General features: G+C 38.6%; 6 protein-coding genes. 2 read left to right on the top strand and 4 right to left on the bottom strand.

Annotated elements, in window-relative coordinates; translation table 11 throughout:
* Nucleotides 1–164: IS630 family transposase (locus AB1422_16655; protein MEW6620937.1), on the top strand; the 164-nt coding region annotated here is incomplete at its 5' end.
* Between the two features lie 391 nt (nucleotides 165–555).
* On the opposite strand, the gene AB1422_16650 is transcribed toward AB1422_16655, so the two are convergent.
* The 4 genes from AB1422_16650 to AB1422_16635 form a co-directional block, all read right to left on the bottom strand.
* On the bottom strand, nucleotides 556–1,371 hold the full coding sequence (locus AB1422_16650) for a hypothetical protein (GenBank protein ID MEW6620936.1): 816 nt from the start codon (nucleotides 1,369–1,371) through the stop codon (nucleotides 556–558).
* A 223-nt stretch (nucleotides 1,372–1,594) separates the two neighbouring features.
* Nucleotides 1,595–2,410 carry a hypothetical protein gene (locus tag AB1422_16645; GenBank protein ID MEW6620935.1) on the bottom strand — a complete coding sequence of 272 codons (816 nt, stop codon included), beginning with the start codon at nucleotides 2,408–2,410 and terminating at the stop codon, nucleotides 1,595–1,597.
* 724 nt (nucleotides 2,411–3,134) lie between these two features.
* A complete protein-coding gene (locus tag AB1422_16640; protein MEW6620934.1) occupies nucleotides 3,135–3,962 on the bottom strand; it encodes an IS630 family transposase in 828 nt (275 codons plus the stop codon).
* On the bottom strand, nucleotides 3,877–4,062 hold the full coding sequence (locus AB1422_16635) for a helix-turn-helix domain-containing protein (protein MEW6620933.1): 186 nt from the start codon (nucleotides 4,060–4,062) through the stop codon (nucleotides 3,877–3,879). The genes AB1422_16640 and AB1422_16635 overlap by 86 nt, the downstream gene beginning before the upstream one ends.
* A 527-nt stretch (nucleotides 4,063–4,589) precedes the next feature.
* On the opposite strand from AB1422_16635, the gene AB1422_16630 reads away from it, so the two are divergent.
* The coding region (locus AB1422_16630) for a hypothetical protein (GenBank protein ID MEW6620932.1) at nucleotides 4,590–5,146 on the top strand (557 nt) is incomplete at its 3' end.

Genomic DNA, 5,146 nt, shown 5'->3' with positions numbered 1-5,146 from the left:
GCCAGCAGTGTTTGTCACGAAGAATTGAAAACATTACTGAGATGAAAAGAGAAGTAGCGGCTTGGGAATCAGAAAGAAATGATGCAGGGGCTAAAGTGGATTGGCAATTTACGACCCCAGATGCAAGGATTAAACTGAAACGACTTTATCCATCAATTAAGTAGCGACAGAGCACTAGTGTCGTGTTGAGCAAATTTCGCAACATTTTCAGAGAGTATCACTTAAGGGATTTTTGGTAAAAGGGTTAAGATGCCAGTTTGGTTTAGGGGTTAAGAAGTCAGGCTTTCTCTTTCACCAACCTCCTAACCTAACTTCCAGACGGGTTTCCTAACCATAACCCGTAACCTTTTTTAGATTATTGAGCTTTCTCAACAAATGGATAGGTAAGGTTGATAACAATATATTAGGAGAGAGCGAAAAGTAGTTTGGGAAGAAAAAGGTTCTTTGACAACCCAGAAGGGAGATTTTTTGGGGTTAAAAGGGCGCATTATTCCCTTGTAGGTAAAAGGAAGGTGTTTTTCAGAAAAAAATATTAGGAGATATTCTTTTGGAGGTTCACTCTTTTAGTTGTGTGTTAGATTTTTCCCTATTGAGTTGTGTCCACCAAGCATCTATGTGGATACAAATAGATGCTATTGTTGCTCGGAAGAACCATCGTTTAGTCCCAGTAGTTTTTATCTCATCCAATTTGTAGTCTTTAGTCAGTCGTTTGTTTAGTCGTTCACAACCTGACCGTTCATCATAATATTTTTCCCATAAAGGAGTTTCTCTTGGGATAGGAGTAAAGAGGCGATAATCCCATTCTGGTTTAGTAAAAACTACTCTCCCATAATCAGATGTGGAACATTGTAGATGATGAGGGCAGGATTTTAGATCGGGAGTAGATTTCAAGGCTACAAGGAGACAACGCCATTTAATTCTGGATCTGTCCTTACAGAACCCCCAGCAATACATCTCCATATTATTAAGGCAGACAGGAGTGCCTTTATCGGTGAATTTGATTATAGAACGAGGTAATTTAATCTGCGAGGACTTAGTCGTTTCTCTAAGAGGGATGAATAAGTTAATTTTCCAGTAGTCAGTTGCGAGTCTGTAAGTAGGGTAATTATCGCTTGCGGTATCAAAAGCTGCATTTGTAAATGAGTATTGATGGATGTTTTTGGCGCTAAAGAGGAGAAGAGGAGTAATGACGCTATCATGGCGGTTAGCGGGGGTAAGTTTAATTAGAACAGGTAAATCATTTTTACTATCAGAGAGTAGGTGGATACTGTGACCATAAACAAAGCGGTCATGGTAAGAGTCATAACCCCAGGCGGCATCAGGATCGTGTAATTTTCTATAATTGCAGCGGAACTTCCCCCTAAAAATCATCTAAAAAGTAAATTTAAGTTTATGAGTATCAAGAGGATACGACCAAAATATATTTTAAAAGTGTGCCTACGAATATTTTTAATATTTAAAAAAAATACTTGACAATTCTTACAATTTATGAGATAATATTTTTTATGAAGGATTAGAAATAAACTTGTCTGTTCAATTGTAGCTACGAAAGTCTCAAAATCACTTTCAACATATCTCCTTAATTAACAATAGGTTAGCTCGAAATTTTTGTTTGTTTTCTGGGGGAAGTTCCGTTGCAGGAGCATTTTTCTTTAGAGCAGTCACAATTACCTTCTTTGCATTTTTTACATGGGCAGTGGCAATTATCTTTGCCGAAACAGACTTTATGTCCGTTTGGGTTAGCGAAAGTTGCTACTTTAGTGCTATCACCATTGAATTGATTGTCAGCCACCAGACCTTTTTCAATGGAAGGTTGGACAGCAATTGTGTGGAATATAGCATCTATGACAGCTTCATGTCTTTTGTCCATTGGGACGATAGAGGGGTCAGGATAACGGGTTTTGATTCTTTCTTCGATTTTTGCCAAGATATGATGGTGTTTTTTTCTCAACGTTTCTATGTCCTCTTCATCTTTATTTTTGTGTGATTTGACGGATTTTTTCTTTTTGTTCTTTAGATTGACTATTTGTTCTGTTTTGGAGGTATTTTGCCAAAGTCGATCAATAAAGTGATAATGTGTTCCTACGCTAATAAGGGTATTAGGAGATTGTCCTATAATATAGACAGAGGCGATATTTTTCTTATCAGAGAGGAAATCATACCAGTGGTCAATGGAAATGAAATCATAAAGGGACATTCCTACAAAAGAGCGGAGGATGTCTTCAGGAGCTCTGGCCGTAGAACCTTTTGAAGGACTGTATAGAGGTTCAACTATTGGGCGGAGAGGCTCCAGATTAAGGAGTTTTAGTTTTTCGCAAACTTCGTTATCTTTTTCTGATAGTTGGAGATTTTTTATATGTTTTTTGACAAATTTTTTATATTTTTTATGTGAGCGAAGGGCTGGCAACATAAAAATACACCTCCCATGTTTTTTAATTTTGTTTAGTTGTTAATAGCTAATATACAAATAAGCAAAACAAAAAAATGGGAGAAAGTCAAGAAAAAAATGGTGCCAGCCCTGGAATAAATCAGGAATTGGTGATGTTGTGATGGTAAAAATTGGGGGGAAGATAAAAAATGGTTGGTTTTAAACCCTAGTCAAATCCGAGCTCTGGAGATGTTGAGAGAGCTCTCCTTTAAAAATGTTTCTCTATTATTATTATCGGATTTTGCGAACCAAAACTTTAGTAAAAATTCGTGCGAAATTTATACTCAACACCGTTACAAATTGCGATTTTAGAGACGGTTCACTTTAGCATGAAAGCTTGCGGTTAAAAATGGATATGAAATTAGAAATTGGGGAAAGAAGTGAAGACCTAATTTCCAATTTCTAATTTTCAAAAGAAATTACAGGAAAAACGATGAAAATGATCCGTCCCTAAATATCTCAGTTAATGGCAGTGTCCAGTATAGTCAACACGACACTAGTGCTCTGTCGCTACTCAATTGATGTCCCCCGCTGGCGGGGGGATTAAGGGGGTGGAATATGAAATCTGAAATAGAAGAATCCACCCCCCTACCCCCGCCAGCGGGGACAACGGCCAATCAATCATTTGAATGGCGACAGAGCACTAGTGTCAAGTTGAAGAAATTTTGCAACAATACCAGTCACGCATTTTGTGACGAGTAAACGACTAATTAAATGGTTCTGCGAGCCGCTGATTGTACTCATCGTTACTTTTATAAAGATGGTCAACAAACGTTTCTGGGCTGTCCCATGAGCTTCTTCTAATGTATTTCGATGCGAAGACATGGAGGAGAATCTCGGCTTGATTCAACCACGAAGCGTGAGTGGGAAAATAGAGAAGGCGTATGCGTCTTCCTTGCTGTTGTACCCACTCAGAAACTTCATGATGGATATGACTTGGGCCATTATCCATGATGACATGAATTCGAGACCAGTCACGGTGCTCATACAACAAACGATCCATTGCCTCGAGAAAGTACTGGTGGTTATTGGACTTGAGGGCGTTCCCCCATGCTTTGCCATCATGGACTCTAAGAGCTGCAAACCAATTCACGGTACCATGGCGGATATAATGGAACTCCTGACGTTCAATATGTCTTGGGGAGATGGGGATAGTGGGGGCGGCACGTTCAAACACTTGGAGGGCGGGTTTCTCATCTACGCAGAGGACTGCCTCTCCTTTATTGGCGAGAGATTTAGCCCGTTCGTAGCACCAAAGCACCTTGGCTGATTTGGAGACAAATTCTGGGTCCATACTGGTCATCCAGTAGCGGGAGCGGTGTGGTTGGAATTCAGAGGCTTGGAGAATGAGACATACTGTGCTGTAATGAATGGATGTAACAACATTTTTCTCAACAATAGTCGTAGCCAGATCCCGGACAGACCAGTGTATAATATTGAGGTTGTAGTCAGCAGGGGGTGCACAAACAATTGCCTGAATCTGTGCTCTCTGCAAGGGGGGAAAAACGGCGGGGAGCACCCAACCGTGGAGCATCGTGTAAGGCGTCAAGACCACGTTTTTCGAATCGCCGGCAGATACGCGAGACAGTGGTCCGCTCGCAATCAATGTGTTGACCAATTTGCGAAGGGGACATTTCTTCAGAGAAGATGAAGTAACATACGTGCACGACGAGCCACACGGTACTGAGTTTTGCCGGAACGAAGGTGCTATTTAAGAGATTCAACTTGTTCCAACGAGATAACAACTGTTCTCGGTTTTGGTCCTCGCATTGCCAATACCTCCTTATATAATATAGCGGCAAAAAACGACCAAAACTTAATGGTAAAAATGGTGCGAAATTTGCTCAACACGACACTAGAATTTTTTCCATCTCAACCTTCAAAGTAGAATTGTCAAAAAATAAACCTGTCCTCGTCCTGAATCAAGTTGAGGACAGGTGAGGATTAATCCAGAAACGATAGTTTTGTCCTGCTGAACTTGTTTTCAGCATCTACTACTTAATAAATGAATCTAAGCCTCTTTAACTAAAGTGTTTTATGAGACTTTGAAACAAGTTCAGGGTGACAAGTATCGAAGACATACTTTACTTACTAACATATATGATGAGCCAAGGTTGTTAAAAAATGACGAAACTATAGAAGGAGGAATGATTAAATATTTATGCAATTATTTCTTAATCTTAAAGAGTCGGAAAGACCATTTTTAGTATTATGGAGATTTATAAGAACCCAGATGTTCTTAAGAACCTCATTTTGGTGGAAATTACAGTGGTTTAAAAGATATTTCCTCTCATTTTATCTTGGTTGTATTTATACATGGAGATATGAAGAATTCCTTAAAAGTGTAAATAAAGAAAGAATTAAAATTTCTAAAAAGTTTAGAAGTTGGAAATTTAAAGGTAGATTTATAATTATAGCTTGTAGGGGATACTTTATAAGCAGATATGATAACTCTATCTTTGAATTCTATTTTCACTTAATGAGGGCGGAAATTTTTGCTTATTGGTATATAAGTATTAGTGTCTTTGATACAGCTCTTGATGAATATGGTTTTGATAAAGTTAAAGGAGTAGATTTGACTACGCGGTGTCTATTAGCTATTTGGACAGGTAAAGAGAAAATTACTATTTCTGATTTGTCATCCATAATTCTTAGCAAATTTGAGAAAGGCTTTAAAGAACCGCTAAAAATTCCTAAAGAAAGCATATTTTATCCCCC

It is taken from the genome of bacterium (genome assembly GCA_040757115.1).
GTDB lineage: Bacteria > UBA9089 > CG2-30-40-21 > CG2-30-40-21 > SBAY01 > JBFLXS01.
Note: the sequence above shows the minus strand (reverse complement) of the source record. Positions and strands in the feature narration are given on the sequence as shown.